Genomic DNA, 22,971 nt, shown 5'->3' with positions numbered 1-22,971 from the left:
ACGCGATCGTGTCTCGCCATTCTCGGGACGGCCGGCGCCGGCTAAAGGCCGATAAGAAGGGGGCTGTGCCGGCTATTCGGCGGGCGCTGCGGGCCGCGGCCTGCAAGGCCGCCCGGATTGCTACTTTTTTTGTAGCTGCTTCCGCAGGAAATATAAGCGCTGGAGGCCAGTTTTGCTTATAAGAGCGCCCATGGCGGCGCCGCTGCCATGGGCGGGGCGGGGGCCGCTCAAAACCCCAGGCTGGCCAGCAGGTCGTCGACCTGCGACTGGTCGGTGACGACGTCGGGGGCGTTGGTCGGGTCCACGATGGGGCCTTGCAGCCCTTCGCGCTTGGTCTCCGTCATGACGACGGGCACCGCCTCGGGCGGGGCGGTCTGGATCAACAGTTGCACCAGTTGGTTCTGGATGGTGGCCACGAGGTTGACCACCTTGGCGATGACTTGGCCGGTCAGGTCGTGGAAGTCCTGCGCCATCATGATCTCGGTCAGGTGGGCGTCCGTGTCCTGCGTGGCCTTCAGCACGTCCAAGAGGTAGTTCATGATGACGCCGGTGGCGACGGCGGCCACGGGGTCCTTGATCAGGCCCGCCTTGACGCGCTGCGTTTCCTCGCACAACTGGTCGTTCTGCGCCTTGGCCTGCTCGACGCGGCCCAGCACTTTCTCGGCGGCATCGCCGGTCAGCCGGGCGATGTAGGACAGCCGGCTCTGGGCGTCTGGCAGATCGCCCATGGTGCCGCGCAGCTTGTCGGCATAGCCCAGTTCGTTGAGCGCGTCGTGCAACTGGCGCGTGAGGAGGCCGATCTTCTTGTGCAGGTCCTGCGAGTTCTCGGGCTCCGGGGAGGCGGCGGGTACGGGGGCGTCGCTGGGCTCCATGTCTTACATCCCCAGCTTTTTCAGGATGTTGGCGACCTTCTCTTCGAGCGTGGCCTTCGTGAATGGCTTGACGATGTAGCCTGCAGCACCCCCTTGCGCGGCCGCCACGATGTCTTCCTTGCGCGCCTCGGCGGTCACCATCAGGACCGGCAGGTGCTTGAGCTTCTCGTCCTGCTTGATCTCGGCCAGCAACTGGAAGCCGTTCATGTTGGGCATGTTGATGTCGGTCACGACGAAGTCGAACTTGCTGTTGCGCAGCTTGTTGAGCGCCGCGACGCCGTCCTCGGCCTCGTCGGCTTCGGAGTAGCCGCTTTCCTTGAGCAGGTTGCGCACGATGCGCCGCATCGTAGAAAAATCGTCGACGATCAGAAATCGAAGGGCATTTGCCACGGGAAACCCTTTCGGAGAGAGGATGCGGTGTGCATGCGTTGGAGTCGCGGGGAAGGCGTTTCGCCCCGATTATGGTTTGTTCTGCTGGGGCGGATTTTTCTGGTTTTCCTGCTGCACTTCCGCAAGGGGTACCGCAGGGCCCTTGCCCATCAGCCGCTCTTCTGCTTCGCGCGTCATGACAGTGATGCTGATGCGGCGGTTCATGGCGGCGAAGGCGTCCTGCGCGTTCAGCGGGTCGGTGGCGGCCAGGCCCACCACCCGCGCCAGCTTGCCGTCGGGCATGCCCGCGGCCACGAGTTCGCGGCGCGAGGCATTGGCGCGGTCGGCGGAAAGCTCCCAGTTGCCATAGCCCCTTTCGCCGTTGCCGTAAGGCGTGGCGTCGGTGTGGCCGGCCAGGCTGATGCGGTTCTCCACCTCGCCGAGCGCCTCGCCGATGGCACGCAGGATGTCGCGCATGTAGGGCTTCACCAGCGCGCTGCCGCTGTCGAACATGGGGCGGTTCTGGTCGTCCACGATCTGGATCTGCAGGCCGTCGGGCGTGACATCGAGCCGGATCTGCGAGCGGTATTCGCTCAGCCGCGGGTTCTGGGTGATGAGCGCCTCGATCTTCGCCTGCAGCGTGCGGATGCGCGCGGCATCCTGGCGCGCCATCTCGGCGCGCGCCTGCTGCGGGCTCATGCGGCGCGCCGCGTCCTGGTCGCTCTCGGAGCGGCGGACCTGGCCGTGCACCTTGCTCAGGTCGTTGCCGCCGCCGGGGATGATGCTGGAGCTGTTGCCCGCGCCGTCGCCGCCCATCATCGCCACCTTGAGCGGCGAGCTGAAGTAGGCGGCGATGCCCTGCAGTTCGCCCTTGGCCGTCGAGCCCAGCAGCCACATCAGCAGGAAAAACGCCATCATGGCCGTCACGAAGTCGGCGTAGGCGATCTTCCACGCGCCACCATGCGGCGCGTGGGCGGTCTTCTTCACCCGCTTGATGATGATGGGTTGGAGTTTTTTCGATTCAGCCATGGTGATGACCGCCGGTGCCCGGCGGTATTACTTCTTGCCTCGCACGTGGCTTTCCAGTTCGGTGAAGCTGGGCCTGTCGGCCGAGAAAAGCACCTTGCGGCCGAACTCGATCGCCGTGGACGGGTTGTAGCCCTGCATGCTCGCAAGAAGCGTGGTTTTGATGCACTCCATTTCCTTGGCAGCATCCTCCGCCTTTTGCTCCAGCAGGCCAGCGAGCGGCTCCACCACGCCGTAAGCAAGCAGGATGCCAAGGAACGTGCCCACCAGCGCCGAGGCGATCATCGCGCCAAGCACCGAGGGGGGCTGGCCCACCGACCCCATGGTGTTGACCACGCCCAGTACGGCGGCGACGATACCGAATGCCGGCAGCGCCCCGGCCAGGCGCGTGAGCGCGGCGATCGGGGCATTGGCTTCCTGGTGGTGGGTTTCGATCTCGCTGTCCATCAGTGCCTCGATCTCGTGGGCGTTGAGGTTGCCCGACACCATCATGCGCAGGTAGTCGGTGGTGAATTCGACGACGTGGTGGTCCGTGCCGACGGCAGGAAACTTGTTGAATATCTCCGACTCCTGGGGCGACTCCACATCCTTTTCGATCGCCATCAGCCCTTCTTTGCGCGCCTTCTGCAGTATTTCGTAGAGCATCGTCATCAGCTCCATGTACCGGGCCTTGGTGTACTTGGAGCCCTTGAGCACCTTGGGAATGGAGGCGAAGGTGGCCTTCACCACCTTCAACTGGTTGGTGACGAGGAACGAGCCGAGCGCGGCGCCGCCGATGGTGATCATCTCGAACGGCAGGGCTTCCAGCAGCACCCCGATCTGGCCCCCGTGGGCCACGAAGACGCCGAAGACGCAGCCGAAGGTGAGGAGATAACCAATGATGACGAACATGCAGGGCCTTGTGACAGAAAGGCATAGGGAGCGGGCGGAGAGTAGCCCATGCGCATCAATGGTATCGGATTGCAAGCGCCAGACTTGAGTCGGCGGCAGTGCCGACGTGCCCTACGGCAGCCAGTGGGCGAGCCATCGGGAGAGATGGGCGTTGTCGAGCATCCAGTCGCGCTGTACTGCCGCGCGTAGCGCGTCGCCGGCCTTGGCCGCCGCGTCCAGATCGGTGGTGTGCATTCGGATGGCGTCCATCCAGTCCTTGAACCGCTGCTTCACGCGGGTGACGGGCAGGCTGCCCTGGTAAGGGCGTATGTCGCTGCACACCACCGGAAAGCCGCAGGCGCCGTATTCGAGCAGCCGCAGATTGCTCTTGCATTCGTTGAAGAGGTTGTGTTCAAGAGGTGCCAGGGCCAGGTCCAGGTTCAGGCCTGCCAGCGCGGACGGGTAGTCGTCGATGGGGACAGGTGCATGGAATTCATGCACGTAGGGGCGCAGGGCATCGGGGCACATGCCGCAGAACACCCATTCGACCTCCCCGGCCAGCGCCTTCACTATGTCGGTGATCAGCTCCAGGTCGCCGCGATGGCCAATGCCGCCGGCCCAGCCGACGCGCGGCTTGGCGCCCTGGCGGCGCAGCCCCTGCACGTTTTGCCACCAAGGCAGGGGCAGGTGGTTTTCCACCACGCGGATGTCGGGGTGCAGGCCGTCAAACGCCTCGGCCAGCGCCGCAGTGGAGACGATGAAGCGATCCACCAGGGCCAGCGCCTTGCGCATGGTCTTGAGAATGTCCTTGGGCAGGTGCCCATGGTGAGCGCTCTTGATCGGCACGTTCGGCAGGTAGTCGTCGACTTCCGCCACCTTGAAGCAGCGGCTGAACCGGGTGGATTGGCGCTGGGCGGTGATCAGCGATTCCGTGAACTGGCGCTGCAGCACCAGCGTGTCGGGCGACAGGCGCTCCATCTCGACCGGACTGTAGTAGCGCATGTCCCATTGCGCGGTGGCCAGGCCGGCGGCGTTGATCGCCTTCACGGGCTGGATCAGGCGGTAGTGGCCGCAGCCGGCCTGGTCGGCCGCCAGGGCCAGCACGACGGGCAGCGGGCGCCAGACCAGCGGGTGCCAGTTGAGCTTGCTGTCGGTTTCGGGCTCGAAGCCGATGCCCTTGAGCGACAGGTTCTGGTTGTAGGCCGTGTCGCGGGCGATGGTAGGCAGCCACTTGGCATACAGCGCATCCTGCTCGCCCTGGAACCGCTGGCGTTTGGCTTCGGCGGCGGCCGTGTCCACCGTGTTCTGGCTGACGCTGCCTTCGTGCAGCAGCACGGCATGGGGCGTCCACACCACGAGATACCCCGCCTGGCGGACCTTCAGGCAAAGGTCCACATCGTTGTATGAAACCTTGAACGCATCTTCGTCGAGGCCCGCGACCTCGTCGAAAACCGAGCGCCGGATCATCAGGCATGCACCGGTCACGGCGTTGTAGTTCTGGTCGATCTGCAGCCGATGCATGTAGCCGGCAGCATCCATCGGATAGCCAGAGAACGGGTGCTCGGCCGGCCCGCGCAGGCCCAGCACCACGCCCGCATGCTGAATGCGCCCATCGGGATAGAGCAGCTTGGCGCCGGTGATGCCCACTTCGGGCCGCTGCGCATGGTTGAGCAGGGCATCGAGCCAGTCTTCGCGCAGGATCGCAGTGTCATTGTTGAGCAGCACGAGGTAGTCGCCGCGCGCCTCCCGTGCCGCCATGTTGTTGATGGCCGAGTAGTTGAACGGATGCGGGTAGCGCAGGATGCGAATCCGGTCGCTGTTCATGGCCTCCATGCCATCGAGCCAAATGCATGCGTCCTTGGCGGTGCTGTTGTTGTCGACGATGAGCAGCTCGTAGTTTTTGTAGGCGGTTTTTTCGATCAATGTCTCCACGCAGCGCTGCAGCATGACGAACTGGTCCTTGGTCGGGACGATGATCGAAACCATGGGCGTGTCGGCGTGGCCATACAGAACGCGGTAGCGACCCGGCAGCTGGGCCTCGATCCGCGCATCCATGTAGCCGCGTCCTTGTAGGTGGCGCTGTAGTGCGGCCAGTTCGCCAGCCTTGGTGATGAGTTGCGGGGCATCGGTGATCAGCAGCGGCTCGTCGACATGGCCCAGGCCCGTGATGCCGCCCGCATCTACCAGACGCAGCAGCAGGTCGAATTCGGGAGCATCGGTGCAGGCCGGATCGAATCCGCCAGCCTCCACGAATACGTCGCGCCGCACAAGCCAGTGCCGCGCCAGCGCCGTCGGGCACGACAGCAGCATGTCCAGGTCGAAGCCGGGGCGGAACGCGCCAGCCAGGGTGCCGTCGGCGGCGCGCATCATCTCGTCGGCATAGACGGCGCGTATGCCGGGCGCGCCTAGCAGCTCAAGCGCCAGGATCAACAGGCCGCTGGAGGTGAAAATTTCGCCCGCATCCACCACCAGCAGCCAGTCGCAGTCGCTTTCGGCTGCCAGTTGGTTGAGGGCTGGGAGGTAATCATCGGGCGTGGCCGGAACATGGCGCACGCCTGCATGGGGTACGTGCTCCCTGGCATCGGTCAGCACGGCGACTGCGTGGCGCGTGTAAAGGCATTGGCCGGGCGCCAGGCTATCCAGCGTCGCGGTCAGTTTTTCCGGGCTGCTGCCGAAGTCGCGCACGAAGATGGTGATGGAAGGTCCTTGCGCATTCTGGTCGAGATGCGTCTCGATGAGCCGGGCCTGCGAGGCGGTCGGAACGCGCTGTGCGAGCCAGCGGCGCAAGGGGTTGACCGGATCCTCGCCGCGCAGCATGCGGTCTATGCGCGTACCCAGGTCGATTTCCTGGAAATTGGAGGGCGCCCCGAGCGGGGCCACGCGGACCATGTGGTTGTTGGTGGAGCGGTACCAGCCCAACTCGCGGATCATGCGGCTGAAATTGGCATAGCCCTCTTTGCCGATGCCGGGCGTGGTGCGTCCGGCATGGCTCACCTGCTCGCTGGAAATGCGGAAGCTGGCGCCGGGTTGTTCCAGCATCGCCAGGTGGCCCGCACGCATGAGGTTGACGTGCATTGCCAGGTCGCCGAGCCATTCGATGGGCTGTCCGCCCAAGCCCATCAAGGCGGTCCCATAGGGCAGGATCTGCTCGCGCCGGAACATGACGCTGGTGGGCTCGCCGATGAAGTTCAGGACGTGATCGGCTAGGAAGGACGCGAGGTCGTGTCCATGCACGCAGACGTCGCCCTCGAACGGGCTGCGCGTGGCGGGAATGTCCGCCAGGGGCGCGCCGTTTTCGTTGACGAGCTGGCGCCGCGAGGCGACGAGCGACACGCCGGGATGTGCATCCAGGACGGCGGCCTGCGCCGCCAGCGTGCCCGGCAGCAGCAGATCGTCGTCGCAGAGAAATTTGACATAGGCGCCACGCGCCAGTTCGATGCATTTGCTGAAATTGCGGCCTTCCCGCAACTGTTCGCTGTTGTGGAAGTAGCGCACGGGCGGACCGTCCCGGGCGTCCAGGTACGGTTGTACGACAGCCGCCACCGCGTCGGTGCGGCAGTCGTCGCAGATGACGATCTCGAAGCTGTCGAATTCCTGCTCCACCGCGCTGCGCAGCGCCGCATCCAAGAAGCGGGCCTTGTAGGCGGGGATGGCTACGGTTACCTTGAACGTGCGGGCGCTCTGGTCGGCGGGAAAGGGGGCGGGCGCTGTGTCGGTCGTTGGCGGAGTCGGTGCCAGTGCCTTGGTCGTGGTGGCCGGGCGGGAAATCAGGTCCAGAATTTTCTCGACCACTGGTTCGGCCAGCGTGGGGAAGATCGGCAGGCACAGCACCTGGCTGGCGATGCGGTGGGCGACGGGCAGGTTTTCCAGTGATGCGGATGGCAGGCCCCGGTACATCGGAAAAGAGCTTGCGAGCGGGTAGAAGTACCGGCGGGCATGGATGCCGTGGTCTTGGAGCCGCTGGTACAGCTCGTCGCGGCCCAGCGGGTATTCCGGGCCGACCAGGATGGGGAAGTACGCATGGTTGGGCTGCTGCTCCCGCCCCTCGACGCAGCGGATGCCGGCGATGCCCGCCAGGCCGGTGCGATAGCGGGCATCGATGCGCGCGCGCGCTGCCAGCGCGCCATCGATGTACTGCAGTTGCAGCAGGCCGAATGCAGCGTTGACTTCGCTCATCTTCCCGTTGATGCCGGGGGCCACCACGGTCACCTCATCGACGAAGCCGAAGTTCTTGAGGTGGTCGATGCGCCGCTTCGTGCGCTCGTCGGGGCTGACGATGGCGCCGCCCTCGAAGGTGTTGAAGACCTTGGTGGCATGGAAGCTCAGGCACGACAAGTCGCCGTGGTTCATGAGGCTGCCGCTGCCGTCGCGCACGCCGAACGCATGGGCCGCGTCGTAGAGGACCTTGAGCCCGTAGTTGTCCGCGATGCGCTGGATCGCCTCCACGTCGCAGGGGTGTCCATAGCAATGCACCGGCAGGATCGCCGTGGTTTGCGGCGTGATGGCGGCTTCGATCTTGCGCGGGTCCAGGTTGAGGGTATCGGGGTCGATATCCACGAACACGGGCTTGATGCCATTCCAGAGCAGCGAGTGGGCGGTGGCGACGAAGGTATAGGGCGTGGTGATGACCTCGCCGACGGCTTTCAGGGCCTGCAATGCAGTGACCAGCGCCAGCGTGCCGTTGGCGAAAAGGCTCAGGTGCTTGACGCCCAGGTAGCGGGCCAGTTCCGTCTCCAACTGATTGTGGAAAGGTCCGCCATTGGTCAGTTGCCGGCTGTCCCAGATTTTTTCGAGGTAGGGGATGAAATCTTCCAGCGGCGGGAGCAGCGGGCTGGTGACGGGAATGATGGGTTCGGCCATGTGCAGTGCGCTGCCTTGCGTGTTGGGGGGGCTGCGCGGTCAAAGCCGGCGCAGGAAGAGTGTGTCGCTGGCGACGAAGGCCGAATCGTAGGCGCCCGATTGCAGCAGTTCGTCGCCTGCCATCTGGGGTCCGTCCCCGAACGACCAGACATAGTCGTCCAATAGCAGCCAGCCGCCCGGCATCAGGTAGGGTGCCCAGGTCTGGATGTCCTGCACCACCTGGTCGTAGCGGTGGTTGCCGTCGATGTGCAGCAGGGCGATGCGACCGCACACGGGAACCGGCGTCAATTCGGGGCAGTGCAGAACCTGCTGCCGGACGGCTTCGCGGTATTCGCCGATGGCATCCAGCGAAGGCTGGCGGATGTATCCCATCCCTGGAACCTCGGCGGCGGTGGCGCAGAAGTTTGCGAACACATGGTCCAGATCGATCAGCCTGCGGCTGTCGTAAAGATCCTTGGCCGCAGGGCCCTGGTCAAGGATTCGGTCCATCCGCCATGGATCGACGCAGATGATGGAGCCAATGCCGTAATGCTGCGCCAGCCGGGCCAGCGCATAGGCGGATCGTCCGTACAGCGAACCGATTTCGACGACGTCGCCCTGGGGCAGCAGGCGCGCGATGGCGGCCAGCGCGCTCAGCTTGTCCTCGTCGCTTTCGCCGGGGACCCGCAGGAAGCCGCGGTGTAGAGATGCGTACTGCAACCGGCCCATGGGAGGGGCCGCGCGGCAAGGTTCAATGGTTTCGGCCAGGGCGTCGCCCAGTATCGTGTCGGCCCATGCCAGATCAGGCTGGAAGGCATTCCAGTTGGCCTGGAAGGGATGCTCCCCGCAGAGGGAAAAGGAAGGAGTGGCCTGGCGCTCCAGCATCTGCCGCAGGCACCACCACACGCCATGGTGGGGCGCATGGACGTGGCTGATCTGGTGGCGGGCGAGGGCTTGGGTGAATGCCGCCTCGAAATCGCCGTGGGTGACGAATGGCAAATGGATGAGTGCATCCACTGGCAAGTCGACCAGGCCCACGGGGACGGAGCTGCCGCCTATGACCCGAAAGCCGAGTTGCCGTGCCGTTTGGATATAGGTTTTGGCGCCGTCGACGCCCACGGGAAATACAAGCAGGCTCTGAACATGCGCAGGCTGACCACGGGAAGCGGTGGGTCTGTCGATGCTATCCATCGATCTTGAGGCGCTTGGGCTTGAAGATGAGGTCCACGTAGCCTTTGCCGCCGCTGGATTTTTGCCGGGTGTAGCGGACGAAGGCATCGACATCGTCGCATTTCAGCGGCGACTCGAAGAGGGGGGCCAGGCGGCCGGTGGAAAAGCTGGGCTTCTGCAGTTCCGCCACATCGAATTTCTGGGTCAGATAGGCCAGAAACTCCTGGGGGCTGCCTCCGGCGCCTTGCTCGATCCATGCGGGGGCAAACTCGACGCGCACCAGGTAGCGGTGGGCGCGGTCAAAAAAACTCTTGCCGCCCTTGATGATGTTGTAGTCGTGCCCTTGGGCGTCTATCTTGATGTAGACGGGGGCCTCGTCGGGTGTGCCTGAAAGAATCTGCGCCAGCGTCGTTTGCTCGGCCCAGAAGGAGGGCGCAGTGTCGGCTGTCGTGACCTTGGCATCGACGGAGAATCCGGGCGGGCAGGAGAACGGCAGTTTTTGGTCCGAATCCCCGACCGCCTTGACAAGCAGTTCGTAATTGGCGATGCCATTGACGCGCATGTTCTCGTGAAACAGGGGCGCGAGTTCTGGATTGGGCTCCACCGCGATGATGCGCGTGGCGGGGAAGTTCTCGCCGAAGCACACCGAGGAAAACCCGATGTTGGCGCCAATGTCCACGATGAGAGCGGGATTGAGGGTTTTCTTGATTTCCGCGTAAAGCGGGTCGTGGAAGTCGATCCACACGGCGTCGGACTGGTAAACGCCGCCGCCTTGGCGGGCGTCGATCTTCAAGGTGCTTTTGCCGAAGTCGATGCGTTCACCTTTGCGGGCGCAAATTTCAGCATAGAGTTCCGGGATCGAGAAGTCGCCGAGTTTCGTCATGGTGTTTGGCCCGATGCAATGCCGCTGCCGCTCTTGGCCGGCACGAAATACAGGACGGTTTCAATCCAGCCCTCGGTGTAGTGCCGCAGGTAGAGGTCGTAGTCCTTGCGCAGGCCGCTGACGTAGGCATGAATGCGCACGAAGTCCAGCGGGTGGTGGTATGCGCTGATGGCAAGGATGGGGTGGTGCTTCACGATCGACTCCCTCGCGCCGGTCAATGCGTTCAGCTCCCAGCCTTCCAGGTCCATTTTGATGAAGTCCACGCGCCCGGGCACGAGGTCGTCGAGGCGGTCCACTGCGATCGATTCGCCGCCCTCGCTGCTGATCTTGCTGGCAGAGCCGGCTTCTGCGGAGAAGCGCAACGTATCTTTTACGTCCGACAGCCCTACCTCATGGGTGGTGACGCCGCGCATGCCATGCAGTGAAGCCTGAACCTTGTGGAAGTTGGTAGGTGAGGGCTCGAATACGTGGATGCCGCCATAGCCCGGGTACCGCTGGCTGAATTCGATGCTGGTTTCGCCTTCGTAGCCGCCGGCGTCGATGAATACGCCGCCGGCGGGGAAATCCAAAAATGGCTCGAAGTACTGATCCTTCATCCTGCAGGGGTAACTGCCCATGAAGGCGGGATCGGCCGTCAGCCGGTATTGGAGTACGTCTTCGAGTGTGCGGCGCGACTCGTCGTCTTTGAGCTGGCTGAACAGGTTCTCGAACTCGGCGCGATGGCTTTGCAGCGCTTCTCTTGTCTGCGCCACGAATTGCGGCAGGGGAAAGTGTTCGGGGAGGACGCGGATCAGGTCGGCGTAGGCGATGCTGCGCTGCGTCGGCAGGGCGCCAAGGCGGCGTGCGGCACTGACCGGCCGTGCGACGACGACGGTATTGATGACAATGCCATCGCTGGAGAGGGCATCCTGTTTCAGTAGGGGAAGGCCATTCCACATGTGTTCCGTTGCCGCATAGTCGTCCAAGACGCCCGCCAGCGAGACGCTGTGCGCCAGCAGGGCGGTGGTTTCATTGCGGCCCAGGGCATAGCGGGGCGCATGTCCGGCCAGGAAGTCCCGGGCAATGGTTGCATTTGCCGAAGAGGATTGACTTACCCATTGGGCGAGGAATTCCCCTGCATCGAAGAGCTTGTACTGGGTCATGTCGGTTGTCCATCGGGTTGCCTGGAGGGGGTATCGCGCTGCCGCTTGCCTTCGATCAACTCGGCCATGCCTCCGATGGTCCGTATTCGCGGGGAGGCCATTTCGCCGGGCGTGATGGCAATTCCGAATTCGTCCTCGATGCTGAGAATGAACCGGATCAGGGCGAAAGAGTCGATGAATCCGCTTTCCAGAAAATTGAAGGCATCCAGATTTTCGGCTGGAAGCGGCCCCCTTTCCTGAAGCAGTTGGATGACGAAGTTCCGCGCGGGTGTTTGCTGCATGTTCTTCATTGCTCCTGGGCTGGGGGCTGACCGGCCACCGGCTGCCATGCATGGCTGTGCATGGATGCGGTGACGGCTTCCAAGAATGCCAGACCCGCGCTGGCGCTGTTGGCTCCGAATACATACTCCGACTGTGGGTGGGCCTGACCTTGCCGGCGCTGCTGCAGCAGGTCGGCGATATCTGCATACAGGTTGGCGAATGCTTCGACGAACCCGGCCGGGTGCCCGGGCTTGAAGCGGTTGTAGCGTGGCCGGCTCGCCACCCGCAGGCCGGACGAGCCTCGGTCAACCTGCTCGCGGCGCCCATCGGCATGGTAGATGGACAGTAACTCTGGCTCGGCCTGGAGCCATTGCGCGGAAGCCTTGGAGCCGAAAATCCTGATCCGCAGACCATTGCGGTAGCCGAGCGCGGTTTTTCCATACCAATAGTTGACGCGAATGCCGCCCGAGTAACGGGCCATGCAACTGATGTCGTCGATGATGGTTGGGAAGTGCCCGAAGCAGCGCTGGTCGGCCACGACTTCCAGGACGTGCTGACCGCTCAGAAACTCCACCAGGTGGTGGGCATGCACGCCCAGGTCGAGCGATACGGTCGGGATGGTTCCATCATGCAGGCGCCAGATCTGAGGGTGGGGGAGTTCGCCGTCGGTGGTGCGCAGAAAGCCCTCCTGCGGCATTTCCACATGGATCTGCTGCAGTTGGCCCAGCAGGCCGTCGCGGATGAGCTGCCGCAGCTCGCGCACCATGGGATAGCCGGTGTAGTTGTAGGTGACGGCCAGGAAGCCGCCGTTGCGCTGCACCGACTCCTGGATGTGCAGGGCTTGCGCATGGGATGTGGCCAGCGCCTTTTCGCAGATGACGGGCACGCCCGCATCCAGCGCGGTGGCCAGTATGGGTGCGTGCGCGGGCGTCGGGGTCAGCACGACAAGTGCGTCCAGGCTGTCACGCTCGCGTTCCAGCAGCGTATGCCAGTCGGCATGGACGCGCTCGGGCGCAACGGCGTAAGCCGCGCCGGCTTCTGCATTCACATCGGGGTGTCGGCTGAAGCACCCGGCCACGACCTCGAACCGGTTGTCGAGGGTACTGGAGACAAAGTGGGCATAGCCGACGGCTGAATTGAGCGCGCCGCCCACGAAGCCCAGCCGCAGGGGCGGGCGTGGGCGGTGGATGTCGGCCGTCATGCTGCGGAGCCCTCCGAGGTAGCGAACCGGCGGCGCAGCGCCGGCTTGTCGACCTTGCCCATAGCATTGCGCGGCAGTTGATCGACGATGAAATAGTGGCGCGGCTGCTGGGCATCGTTCAGGCACTTGGCGCAGAGCCTTTGGACGGCCCGCAGATCAGGTGCCTGCCTGCCCACCCCTGTCGCCAGTACGGCACCGACGACTTCGCCGAGCCGGCTGTCGGGCACTGCGATGACGGTGCATTCTTCGATGCCAAGACGGCCGGTAAGCAGATCTTCGATGTCCTTGGGGTAGATGTTTATGCCTCCGGTGATTACCAAGTCCTTCAGCCGACCCAGGTAGTAGAGGTAGCCTTCCGCGTCGATTTTCCCGATGTCGCCAGTGCGGAAATATCCATTCAGGTGCGCGGCCTGTGTTTTTTCCGGCTGTGCGTAGTAACCGCTGAAGGCCAGCGGCGTACGGCACAGAATTTCGCCCGGATTGCCTGCGGATGCCGTCCGGCCCTGCTCATCGAGGATGAGCAGATCGGCGCCCGGGACGGGTTTGCCCACGGAGCCGAACTTGGTACTGTCCATTTGCGCGTGCAGGTTGGTGGCGGTGGCGATTTCGGAGGCACCATAGCATTCGTGGAATTCACAGCTCAGGGCTTCCAGCAGAGAGCTCTTGGTGGGGGTATCCAGAAGTGCCGAGGACGAAACCAGGCAGCGCAACGATGTTAGCGTTTGCCTGTTGGCATGCAAATCGGGCAGCAATTGCTTAAGCTGGGATGACACTGCGATGGAAAAGCTGCATCGATATTCCGCGATGGCCGCGCACCAGGCAGTGGGAGAAAAGTGTTCCAGCACAACACTGGTCGCACCTATGAGCAAAGGAATAAGCACGAGGCGCTGCGCCAGCGAATGGTAGAGAGGCGTGGCAGTGAGTATGCAGTCGCCGGCATGGAGCCCATAGAGGTCGATGGCGGCGCGTGCCCGGGCGACCTTGGTTTCCTGGCTCAGCAGGATGGGTTTGGGAGAGCCGGTGGAGCCGGAGGTCAGCACCATCAAGTAGGGATGACTGGCGGCGGCCACGCTGGGTTCGCGCTGCGTTTGAAGGGGCTGGGGCGGCAGCAGCAATGACTCGAAAGCGATCCAGCCAGCAGGGCTCGCCCCCCCTCCTGCGCAGATGCGCGTGCCAGCGATGGAGGCCAATGCCGTGCTGTCGACCAGACGCGGCAGGAGTCCGTGCCAAAGCGCTACATGGCGCACGTCAGTGGCCTGGAAGGCCTTCGCCAGCGCTTCGCCGGTGGAACCCATCGGCTGGGGTACAAGCACCAGCCCCAACCGGGCCGCCGCCAGCATCAGCAGCACGAATTCAATGCCATTGGGCAGCACTACGCCAAGGTGGCTCCCCGCGTCGAGTCCTTGGGCCGCAAGGCCCGCTGCAAGGTGATTGACTCGTGTGGCGATTTCACGATACGTCAGGCGTCGGGTGCCGACGATCAGCGCTGTCTTGTCGGGATACCGGGCCGCTGCTAGGGCAAACAGAGCATAAATAGGGGAATGGCTGGGTGTTAGCCCTTCTTCGCCCACGGGGATACTCATGGCGCTGGTGCGTTGCGCGCGCGTTGAATGAATTGAAGGAATTCGTCGCTTGACAAGGGGAAGCGTTCCCCTGCGGGGGATATGCGGACTTCACCTGAAACGGTGTCCTTCACGATCAGCGTATGGGCCCCCACATAGCAATGGTCGCCAAGGGAGATATTGTCGCCAATGGTCGCGTTGACCCCCAGGAAGCAGCCAGAGTGAATATGCGTTTCTCCCGCGATTGCCACGCCGGAATTGATGAGGCAATCATCGTCAATAGTGCAGCCATGACCTATTGAGGCATTGCTGCAGATGAAATTGCCGTTGCCGATGCGCGTGAATGGATGAATGGCGACATGGTCCAGTATCACGTTGTTTTCTCCCAGCGAGACCGAGGGATGTCGGACGACGCTGGGGTGGATGTAATTTGCGAACGCATAACCCCGTGCCTTGGCCTCCTGGTACTTGCGGGAACGTAGGCGGTTCATCTGGATATGCCCTACCGCCGTGATGAACTGGTGGCCTTTCGGTGGGTAGTGCTGCGTGAGGGTCTCAAACGGGACGACTGGTTTTCCTGCCAGCGTGGATTCGCGGATGGCGCATTGATCGACGGTGAAGGCAACGACTTCGAACTCCAGGCTGGCAAACTGATGGAGCAAGCCGGCCATTTGGCCATTACCGTAGATGATTAAAGGCCGGCGATCCATTGGCTATTTTTCCTATAGCGGTACGCGCATGCATACCGGAATGGGGTCCGAGAGGTGGTCGATCAGGCGAGGTGAAGAATGCACCAAATAATAAGTGCGCATGGCATCCTTGGGCGACCAATTTCCGAAAAACCCAAAATTCCGGGGCATCGCGAAGTGGTCCGGCTCCGGTTGTATGAACATCCCAGATTCCAAGATAAGTGCAATAAGTGCACGGGCGCGGTGCTGTTGAACTGGCTGCCCTGGCCGATGTTGGCGATGTCGGGCGTGGAGTGGCGAAGGATCGCCTCGCGCAGCGCCTGAATGCGGAAATATACGCTTCGATGGCGAAGGGCCTTCCCCCAACGAAGCAGCCAATCCGCTTTGCGGCGTGTTCAGAACGTCGGAACCTCAGCCCTGCCCTTAACTCACTTCAGCAACTGCAGCACCTGCTGCGGCAACTGGTTGGCCTGCGCCACCATGGCGGTGCCGGCCTGCTGCAGGATCTGCGTGCGTGACAGGTTGGAGGTTTCCAGGGCGAAGTCCGCATCCACGATACGGCCACGCGCCGCGGAGGTGTTCTCCACCATGATGCTGATGTTGGACACCGAGTTCTCGAACCGGCTTTGCAGGGCGCCCAGCGTGGCGCGGGACGAATTGATCTGGTCTAGTGCGCTGTCGATCTTCTTCAGCGAAACCCAGGCGTCAGCCTGCGTGGTGACGGTGAGCGTATCGATGCCAGTTTGCGCCGTGCCGCTAGCCGCGGCAAAGGTCGTGCTTGCCGCAACGCCTGTGCTGGCTGCGGTAAAGCCGCTTAAGGTGATCGCGGTCTCCGCCGTGCCCGAGGTGGTCAGGGCGTCGGAGCGGAACTGGATCGTATAGCCACTGGTTTCGTCGCCCTGCAGGAAGGCGGTAAGGCCGGTATCGGTGGACTTGCGGTTGATCGCCTCGACCACCTGGCCGAGTCGCTCGCTGGTGGAGTTGGCGGCATCCAATGCCCCCAGATCGGTGGTCTGACCACTGACCGTGATCGCCAGTCCACCCGAAACCGCAGTCAAGTTCGTGATGGTGCCGGAGCCTGCGAGCACAGCGCCGCTTGCGGTGGCGTATTCCACTTTGGACAGCCCGTTGACGCTCGCGTTCGTCAGCGCGCCCACGGTGATGTTCTCGCCCGCGTTGGCGCCCACCTGGAACACCGCGCCCGCGAAGGTGCCGTCGAGCAGCTTCGTGCCGTTGAAGCTGGTCTGCTTGGCCACGCGGTCGATTTCGTCGCGCAACTGGGACACTTCGGCTTGCAGGGCCGCGCGGTCGCTTTTGCTGTTGGTGGCATTGCCAGCCTGCACGGTCAGTTCGCGCATGCGCTGGAGCATGTCGCTGACCTTGCCCAGCGCGCCTTCGGCCGTCTGTGCCAGGGAAATGCCGTCGTTGGCGTTGCGCGCCGCCACCGTCAGGCCCTTGACCTGGGTGTTCATGCGCTCGGCGATCGCCAGACCGGCGGCATCGTCTTTCGCGCTATTGACGCGCAGGCCGGAGGATAGACGCTGCATCGAGGTGGCCAGCGAAGACTGGGAGGTCGCCAAGTTGCGTTGGGCGTTCAGCGACGCAATGTTGGTATTGATCGTAGAGGCCATTTGTAGCTCCTGGGTGACGGTTCGCCAGCAAATTCACCGGCTGGGACGCCGGCAGGCAGGCCGGCATTGCGATATGCGGTGTAGTGATTCTGGGCAATTCGGTGCGGGCCATAGCCGGGAATAGCGCCGAAAAGGCCTTGCAATTCACTGCTTGGGCAGGCGGGCCAGGACGCCGCCGGTGGGATGTTTTTCGTCCAGGCCCTCAAGTTTTGCCATGGCCGTCCGAAAACCATTGCAACGGCCCTGCAAGGGGCGTTAAACCGTTAGGCGAGGCGGGCAAGAAGAGGGCGTGTATGCCCAGGCTTGCCTCGGGCGTCGCGGCGGTTTTGGCTGCCGGTCGTTGAACTGGCGTTCCGGTCGGCAGTGATGCCGGTTTTTTGTCCTCTAGGAGTTCGAAATGGCCTCTACGATCAATACCAATATCAATTCCATCACCGCCCAGCGCAATCTGACGGCGTCCGCCAGTTCGCTGGCCACCTCGATGCAACGCCTATCCTCCGGCCTGCGCGTCAATAGCGCGAAAGACGATGCCGCCGGTCTGGCGATCGCCGAGCGCATGAACACCCAGGTCAAGGGCCTGACGGTGGCGGCGCGCAACGCCAACGACGGCATTTCCCTGGCACAGACGGCCGAAGGCGCGCTGGGCAAGGTCAGCGACATGCTCCAGCGCATGCGCGAACTGACCGTGCAGGCTGGCAATGCCACCAACAGCAAAGCCGACCGCGAGGCCTTGCAGGCTGAAGTGTCGCAGTTGACTGACGAAATCGACCGCGTGGCCAAGCAGACCAGCTTCAACGGCACGAAGCTGCTCGACGGCACCTTCGCGGGCGCGGTGTTCCAGGTGGGCGCCAACGCGGGCGAGAACATCACCGTGGGCGCGCTGACCAATTCCAGCGCCACGGGGCTGTCCAAAGTGGAATACGCCACCGCAAGCGGCGCTGTGGCCGCAGGCTCCGGCACCATCACGACTGCGGGTCTGGCTGCGGTTTCGGGTGGCCTGACGATCACGGTCAACGGCCAGACCACCGATCTGGGGGCATTGGATGCCGCCAACTCCACCAGCGAGCGACTCGGCCAGGTGGTCGAGGCGATCAACCGCAAGTCCACCGATACCGGCCTTACCGCCTTCCTGGAGGGTGACGAAACCAGTGGCTATACGGTTAAGTTCCGCTCCGACGCCCTGACCACCTCGGGTACGGCGCAGACCGCGATCACCTTGGGTGGCGGCTTTACCGCAACCACCACAGGCGTTGCGGCAAGCACGACCTTTGCCGCGGCTAGCGGCACGGCGCAAACTGGCATCGATACGCTCACCGTCACCACGCAGGCTGACGCCTGGGTTTCGCTGAAGAAGATCGACAACGGCATTGACCAGGTCAATTCGGCCCGCGCCAAGCTGGGCGCCTTGCAAAGCCGGTTCGAGAACTCGGTGTCCAACATCGACATCATGGTGGAGAACACCTCGGCGGCGCGTGGCCGTATCGTGGATGCCGACTTCGCCTCGGAAACAGCCAACCTGTCGCGGGCCCAGATCCTGCAGCAGGCCGGCACCGCCATGGTGGCGCAGGCCAACCAGTTGCCGCAGCAGGTGCTGTCGCTGCTGAGGTAAGGCAGGTGCCATTGGGCCGGTTCAGGCGACCGGCCCAAAAAGCGGTAGCAGAGCCCTTCTGCCACCGCTTTTTGGCTTTATGGCCGCGGCGGAAAGTGCGAGACTGCCGCGTGCCTGTGCAACGTAGCGGGCGGTGATCATGAAGGAGCCACCATGACAGGAAGCATTTCGTCCATCGGTATCGGCAGCGGCCTGGACGTGGAGTCGATCATTTCCCAGATGGTGGCGATCGAGAAGAAGCCGCTCGACCTGCTCCAGACCCAGGCCACGAAAATCCAGACCCAGATCTCGACCTACGGGCAGATCAGTTCCCTGGTGTCCACACTGCAGGACGCCGCCTCCGCGCTGTCGCTCGACGGCACATGGAACACCAAGACCGTCACCTCGTCCAACAGCAGCGCCATCACGGCCAAGGCCACGGGCAACCCGAGCGCGACGTCGTTCAGCATGGGCGTGTCGCAACTGGCCCGGGCGCAGTCCGCCGCTTCGGGGGTGGTCGCAGCCGGCAGCCCCGTGGGCGCGGGCACGCTCTCGATCCAGCTCGGCGCGTGGAGTGGCGACGCATCCACCTTCACGCCTGGCACAGCGGCAGCGGTCGACATCGGTGTGTCATCGACCGATACGCTGACCAGCGTGGCCGCCAAGATCAACGACGCCAACGCTGGCGTGGTGGCGACGGTGCTGACCGATGCGTCCGGCCAGCGCCTGCTGCTGCGATCCAAGGACACGGGCGAGGCCGCGGGGTTCCGCGTGCAGGCCACGGAAAGCGGTGGCGCCGGCCTGTCGGCGTTGTCGTTCGATCCGCAGAACGCCAGCGGAGTGGGCATGGCGGCCGACATGGCCACCTACCAGAGCGGCCTTGATGCCAAGGCCACCATCAACGGCGTGGCGGTCACTTCGGCGACCAACACGTTCTCAAGCCTGTTCGCGGGCCTGAGCGTCACCGCCACGGCGGTGACCACCGCCCCGGCCGAAATCCAGGTTGCGACCGACTCCGACTCCATCAAGAGCAGCATCCAGTCCTTCGTGGATGCCTACAACGCACTCAATGACCTGTTGAGTACCTCGACCAAGTACGACTCGGACACGAACACTGCTGGTGTCATGCAGGGCGATTCCTCTACCGTGAACCTCATGAACAGCCTGCGCAGCGTGGTGACGGGTGTGCTCGGCAGTGGCGCTTACCAGCATCTGAGCGACATCGGCATCGAGTTCCAGCGCGGAGGCGATCTCAAGATCACCAATGAATCCAAGCTCGACGATGCGCTCGGCAATTCCGCCGAACTCAAGACGCTCTTCACCGCCAAGGACGGCAGTGGCAACGCGACCGGCATCGCGGCCCGCATGAAGAGTTTCGCCACGATGCTGCTGTCCACTGACGGCCTGGTCACAACCAAGTACGGCGCGCTTGAAAAAGCCAGCAGCCGCAACGTGGACGAGCAGGGCAAGGTCAACGACAAGGCCACGAGCCTGGAGTCTCGACTGCGCGCCCAGTACACCGCGCTGGACACCCAGATGGCCCAGTTGACCTCGCTGAGCACCTTCATGACGCAGCAGATCACCAACTGGAACAAGAGCAAGGGTTGACGGCGGGTACGCCCCATGCGCCCTGGCCCTTTTTCGCCTCCCGGCCCTTGAGTTCGCGGCAGCGCTGCCGATAAAACCAGTACACAAAGTGGATACAAGCAGGAACAGCAGCATGTACACCCCCGTCAGCGCACGCGCAGCATCAACGTACCGGCAGGTCGGCGTCGAGTCGAGCATCGATGGAGCCACCCCGCACCAGCTCGTCAGCCTCCTCTTCGATGGCCTCATGCAGTCGCTGGCCGAAGCGCGCGGCGCCCTGGCCCGCGACGACATCGCGGCCAAGGGGCGCCACATCGGCAGGGCTGTCCGCATCCTGGAAGAAGGGCTCAAGGGCGGCCTCAATGATGCACAGGGAGGGGCGGTGGCGGACAACCTCCGTTCGCTGTACGACTACTGCACGGTCCGCCTGACCTATGCCAACCTGCGCAACGACGATGCGGGGCTGGCCGAAGTCGTCGAACTGCTCGCGCCGGTGGCCCAAAGCTGGAAACAGATCGGCGACACAGCCGGCAACGCCACGCAGGGAGGAATATGAGAATGGCTGTCATGCTGCTGGACTACTACAAGGCCATCGAGGAGAGCAGTTGCCGCATGCTGGAGGCCGCCCAGGTGCAGGACTGGGACGGCGTGGTGCGCTACGAGGGCGCCTGCGCGGTGCTGATCGAGCAACTGCGCTGCCGCGCGCACGACGAGGAGATCCTGCCCGAGCAGCGCGGCGAGAAGGCGCGCATCATGCAGCGCATCCTGCACAACGACGCGCAGATCCGCAACCTGGCCGAGCCGTGGCTCGCACAGTGCGCGCAGATGTTCGAGGGCAGGCCGTACTTCGTGCACTGATCCCGCTGCCGGCTTGTGGCCGGCGGCACGAGCGGCCAAGGGTAATTTCAGTGATGAAATTGCCCTTTTGCGCTTTATCTACCTGCGGTGGCAGCTATTGATTTTATAGTGTCAGGGTCTATCTAGACCTGCATGTTCATGATGTCGGTGTACGCCTGCACCATGCGGTTGCGCACATGCATCACCGATTGGAAGCCGATCTGCGCCTTCTGGATGGCCACCATGGTTTCCTCCAGGCTGACGGAGGGGTTTTCCATCTGCACTTCCTGCTGCAGCCGCGTGGCCTCGTTCTGTGCCGCGCTGACCGACTGCAGCGCGCCCTTGAGCGCCGTGGAAAACCCGCCTTCGACCTTGCCCGTATCCGTCGGCGCGACCTTGCCGCTCGCGGCGCGCCCTGCGGCGCCGGTGCTGCCGGGCATGGGCGGAATGGTGGAGGAGGTGATGCGCAGATCCATGGCGGTTACCCATCGGGGAATACGGGACAGGATTGGATCGTAGGCGCGGCGGCGGCGGCCATCGTGTGGAAATGATGGTCAAATGCCGGGCTTATCCAGCGAACGTCGGCGTGCTCCATCCGAATAATCGCCCTGGAGCATGAAGCCGCATTGCGTCATGCCGTAATGGAAAGCAAGATGTCCGCAGTTGCCGAACTTCCCGTGACCACGCTGCCCCCGGCCGAGCCTGCGCGCTCGGGCTGGGCGCAGCGGCTCGCGGCCCTGGACCGGGGGCAGCGGCTGCGGCTGGGCATCGGCGCCGCCCTGCTGGTGGCACTGGCTATCCTGGCCGTGGCACTCACCCGCCAGCCCGACTACCGCGTGCTGTTCGCCAACCTGAGCGACAAGGACGGCGGCGCCATCATCGCCCAGCTCACGCAGATGAACGTGCCCTACAAGTACACCGAGGGCGGCGGTGCCATCCTGGTGCCCGGCGAGCGCGTGCACGACGTGCGCCTGCGCCTGGCAACCCTGGGGCTGCCCAAGGGCTCGGTCACCGGCTTCGAGTTGACCGAGGGCAACCGCTTCGGCATCACCCAGTTTCAGGAGCGGCTGAACTTCCAGCGCGGGCTCGAAGGCGAGCTGACGCGCTCCATCCAGGCGCTGTCGTCGGTGCAGAGCGCGCGGGTGCATCTGGCGCTGCCCAATCAAAATGGTTTCTTCCGCGAGCAGCAGAAGCCCTCGGCCTCCGTGCTGGTCAGCCTGTATCCGGGCCGCCTGCTCGACCGCGCGCAGATCGCGGGCATCGTGCACCTGGTCGCCTCCAGCGTGCCCGAGCTCAACCCAGCCGCCGTCAGCGTGCTCGACGATTCGGGCAAGCTGCTGTCCAAGTCGCCCGACGACAACGGCATGGGCCCCGACGCCCAGCAGTTGCAGTACGTGCAGCAGATGGAGCAGACTTACAGCCGCCGCATCCTCGACATCCTGGAGCCGGTGGTCGGGCGCGACAATGTCAAGGCCCAGGTCAGCGCCGAGATCGATTTCTCGCAGACCGAATCCACCTCCGAGCAGCACCGCCCCAACCAGACGCCCGATGCGGGCGCCATCCGCAGCCAGCAGGTGCTCGAAAGCAGCGGGCCGCAATCGCCGCCGCAGCCCACCGGCATCCCCGGCGCCACCAGCAACCAGCCGCCCGCGCCCACCACCGCGCCCGTCAACGGCGCCAACCCGGCCCCCACGGCCGCGGGCCAGCAGCAGGCCGCACAGACCGGCGTGAGCAAGCGCGAGTCGGTCACCAATTACGAGGTCGACAAGACCGTGCGCGTCACCCGTGCCGCCACCGGCACCGTCAAGCGCCTGACTGCGGCGGTGGTGGTGAACTACCAGCCCGGTGTGGACGACAAGGGCAACGCGCAGGCCAAGCCGCTGACGCCCGAGCAGGTCGAGCAGATGACCGCGCTGGTGCGCGAGACCATCGGCTTCAACAAGGAGCGCGGCGACTCCGTCAACCTCATGAACGCCCAGTTCCTCGTCGAGAAGCCGCCTGCCGAGCAGCCGTTCTGGAAGCAGGCCGACAACATCGCGCTGGCCAAGACCTATGCCGTGCCTGCCGCCCTGGTGCTGTTCGCCGCCCTGGTGCTGCTGGCCACCGTGCGTCCGGTGTTCAAGGCCCTGGCCAAGCCCAAGGAAAAGACGGCGGGCGCAGCAAACACGCAGCTCAGCGCGCTGGAGGCGGACACGCCGGACCGCCCGGCCCTGCCATCGCCCGATGCCCAGGCCGAGCTGATCCCGCTCAGCGAGGACATGACCCGCCTGGAAAACGCCCGCGCGCTGACGCGCCAGAACCCCGTGGCGGTGGCCAACATCGTCAAGAACTGGATCAATGGCAATGATGCCGCAGGCTAGGCTTATCCCGCCTCTGTTGCCTGCCTGCTGCACGCGGGCGCCTTGGGGACGCGCCACCGCATGCTGGAGGACGGATGTGTCGTT

Annotated in this window: 19 protein-coding genes and 1 pseudogene; 5 read left to right on the top strand and 15 right to left on the bottom strand. The window is 64.0% G+C overall.

Features of this window, described 5'->3' with window-relative positions; translation table 11 throughout:
• Positions 1-227: 227 nt before the first annotated feature.
• The 14 genes and pseudogenes from PY257_RS11390 to PY257_RS11325 all read right to left on the bottom strand — a co-directional run bounded on the left by PY257_RS11390 (position 228) and on the right by PY257_RS11325 (position 16,515).
• Entirely contained in the window at positions 228-872 is a 645-nt protein-coding gene (locus PY257_RS11390; protein WP_275741848.1) for a protein phosphatase CheZ, read from the bottom strand.
• 3 nt (positions 873-875) lie between these two features.
• A complete protein-coding gene (cheY, locus tag PY257_RS11385) occupies positions 876-1,262 on the bottom strand; it encodes a chemotaxis response regulator CheY (protein ID WP_275741846.1) in 387 nt (128 codons plus the stop codon).
• Between the two features lie 69 nt (positions 1,263-1,331).
• Positions 1,332-2,270 carry a flagellar motor protein MotB gene (motB, locus tag PY257_RS11380; RefSeq protein WP_275741844.1) on the bottom strand — a complete coding sequence of 313 codons (939 nt, stop codon included), beginning with the start codon at positions 2,268-2,270 and terminating at the stop codon, positions 1,332-1,334.
• 27 nt (positions 2,271-2,297) lie between these two features.
• Positions 2,298-3,158, bottom strand: coding sequence for a flagellar motor stator protein MotA (gene motA / locus PY257_RS11375; RefSeq protein ID WP_275741842.1), 861 nt, complete (start codon positions 3,156-3,158; stop codon positions 2,298-2,300).
• Positions 3,159-3,269: 111 nt separating this feature from the next.
• Entirely contained in the window at positions 3,270-6,788 is a 3,519-nt protein-coding gene (locus tag PY257_RS11370) for a glycosyltransferase (protein ID WP_275741913.1), read from the bottom strand.
• Between the two features lie 111 nt (positions 6,789-6,899).
• Positions 6,900-7,997 (bottom strand): annotated as a pseudogene (locus PY257_RS11365) (DegT/DnrJ/EryC1/StrS family aminotransferase); the annotation flags it as partial.
• Between the two features lie 39 nt (positions 7,998-8,036).
• Positions 8,037-9,167 (bottom strand): class I SAM-dependent methyltransferase, encoded by a 1,131-nt coding sequence (locus PY257_RS11360; protein WP_275741840.1) that lies wholly within the window; start codon positions 9,165-9,167, stop codon positions 8,037-8,039.
• Positions 9,160-10,029 carry an FkbM family methyltransferase gene (locus PY257_RS11355; RefSeq protein ID WP_275741838.1) on the bottom strand — a complete coding sequence of 290 codons (870 nt, stop codon included), beginning with the start codon at positions 10,027-10,029 and terminating at the stop codon, positions 9,160-9,162. The genes PY257_RS11360 and PY257_RS11355 overlap by 8 nt, the downstream gene beginning before the upstream one ends.
• Complete coding sequence (locus tag PY257_RS11350; RefSeq protein WP_275741836.1) at positions 10,026-11,171, bottom strand: FkbM family methyltransferase; 1,146 nt, start codon at positions 11,169-11,171, stop codon at positions 10,026-10,028. Before PY257_RS11350 ends, PY257_RS11355 begins: the two co-directional genes overlap by 4 nt.
• Positions 11,168-11,452 carry an acyl carrier protein gene (locus PY257_RS11345; protein ID WP_275741834.1) on the bottom strand — a complete coding sequence of 95 codons (285 nt, stop codon included), beginning with the start codon at positions 11,450-11,452 and terminating at the stop codon, positions 11,168-11,170. Before PY257_RS11345 ends, PY257_RS11350 begins: the two co-directional genes overlap by 4 nt.
• Before the next feature lie 5 nt (positions 11,453-11,457).
• Positions 11,458-12,633, bottom strand: a complete 1,176-nt coding sequence (locus PY257_RS11340; RefSeq protein ID WP_275741832.1) for a Gfo/Idh/MocA family protein — start codon at positions 12,631-12,633, stop codon at positions 11,458-11,460.
• Positions 12,630-14,216, bottom strand: a complete 1,587-nt coding sequence (locus PY257_RS11335; protein ID WP_275741830.1) for a class I adenylate-forming enzyme family protein — start codon at positions 14,214-14,216, stop codon at positions 12,630-12,632. Before PY257_RS11335 ends, PY257_RS11340 begins: the two co-directional genes overlap by 4 nt.
• A complete protein-coding gene (locus tag PY257_RS11330; RefSeq protein WP_275741828.1) occupies positions 14,213-14,905 on the bottom strand; it encodes an LbetaH domain-containing protein in 693 nt (230 codons plus the stop codon). Before PY257_RS11330 ends, PY257_RS11335 begins: the two co-directional genes overlap by 4 nt.
• A gap of 407 nt (positions 14,906-15,312) precedes the next feature.
• On the bottom strand, positions 15,313-16,515 hold the full coding sequence (locus tag PY257_RS11325; RefSeq protein ID WP_275741825.1) for a flagellin N-terminal helical domain-containing protein: 1,203 nt from the start codon (positions 16,513-16,515) through the stop codon (positions 15,313-15,315).
• Positions 16,516-16,912: 397 nt separating this feature from the next.
• Between PY257_RS11325 and PY257_RS11320 the strand changes: the two genes are divergently transcribed.
• The 4 genes from PY257_RS11320 to PY257_RS11305 all read left to right on the top strand — a co-directional run bounded on the left by PY257_RS11320 (position 16,913) and on the right by PY257_RS11305 (position 20,548).
• On the top strand, positions 16,913-18,124 hold the full coding sequence (locus tag PY257_RS11320) for a flagellin N-terminal helical domain-containing protein (RefSeq protein ID WP_275741823.1): 1,212 nt from the start codon (positions 16,913-16,915) through the stop codon (positions 18,122-18,124).
• Between the two features lie 153 nt (positions 18,125-18,277).
• Positions 18,278-19,711 carry a flagellar filament capping protein FliD gene (fliD, locus tag PY257_RS11315; protein WP_275741821.1) on the top strand — a complete coding sequence of 478 codons (1,434 nt, stop codon included), beginning with the start codon at positions 18,278-18,280 and terminating at the stop codon, positions 19,709-19,711.
• Between the two features lie 112 nt (positions 19,712-19,823).
• A complete protein-coding gene (gene fliS, locus PY257_RS11310; RefSeq protein ID WP_275741819.1) occupies positions 19,824-20,246 on the top strand; it encodes a flagellar export chaperone FliS in 423 nt (140 codons plus the stop codon).
• A 2-nt stretch (positions 20,247-20,248) separates the two neighbouring features.
• Positions 20,249-20,548, top strand: a complete 300-nt coding sequence (locus PY257_RS11305) for a flagellar protein FliT (protein ID WP_275741817.1) — start codon at positions 20,249-20,251, stop codon at positions 20,546-20,548.
• 122 nt (positions 20,549-20,670) lie between these two features.
• Here PY257_RS11305 and fliE read toward each other — a convergent pair whose 3' ends face one another.
• Positions 20,671-21,003 carry a flagellar hook-basal body complex protein FliE gene (gene fliE / locus PY257_RS11300; protein WP_275741815.1) on the bottom strand — a complete coding sequence of 111 codons (333 nt, stop codon included), beginning with the start codon at positions 21,001-21,003 and terminating at the stop codon, positions 20,671-20,673.
• A gap of 177 nt (positions 21,004-21,180) precedes the next feature.
• Between fliE and fliF the strand changes: the two genes are divergently transcribed.
• Positions 21,181-22,887: a flagellar basal-body MS-ring/collar protein FliF gene (gene fliF, locus PY257_RS11295; RefSeq protein ID WP_275741813.1), complete on the top strand. Its 1,707-nt coding sequence runs from the start codon at positions 21,181-21,183 to the stop codon at positions 22,885-22,887.
• Positions 22,888-22,971: the final 84 nt, after the last annotated feature.

The organism is Curvibacter soli, from assembly GCF_029211125.1.
Lineage (GTDB): Bacteria > Pseudomonadota > Gammaproteobacteria > Burkholderiales > Burkholderiaceae_C > Curvibacter_A > Curvibacter_A soli.
This window is presented reverse-complemented; position numbering and strand designations above follow the sequence as displayed.